Source organism: Achromobacter sp. SIMBA_011, from assembly GCF_046535435.1.
Classification (GTDB): domain Bacteria; phylum Pseudomonadota; class Gammaproteobacteria; order Burkholderiales; family Burkholderiaceae_B; genus Achromobacter; species Achromobacter dolens.
In genome coordinates, this window is the sequence record NZ_JAWRWN010000598.1 from 1 (window position 1) to 265 (window position 265).

Here is a 265-nt window from a genome sequence, read left to right on the forward strand (position 1 = left end):
GGCGAGCGCGTCGAACCGTTCTTCACGCTGCACTTCCCGCAGCCGTGCCTCACGCTGATCGAGCAGCATGGCCGCCTGCCGCTGCCGCCGTACATCGAGCACGACGCCGACGCGAACGACGAGACGCGCTACCAGACCGTCTACGCGAGCAACCCGGGCGCGGTCGCGGCGCCCACCGCCGGGCTCCATTTCGACCTGCCGCTGCTCGAGAAGCTCGACGCGATGGGCGTCGAGCGCGCGACGCTGACGCTGCACGTGGGCGCCG

At 71.7% G+C, this 265-nt stretch carries 1 protein-coding gene; it reads left to right on the plus strand.

Annotation, left to right across the window (positions count from 1 at the left end; all coding sequences use genetic code 11):
• The coding region (locus SB816_RS32320) for an S-adenosylmethionine:tRNA ribosyltransferase-isomerase (protein ID WP_410548287.1) at positions 1 to 265 on the plus strand (265 nt) is incomplete at both ends.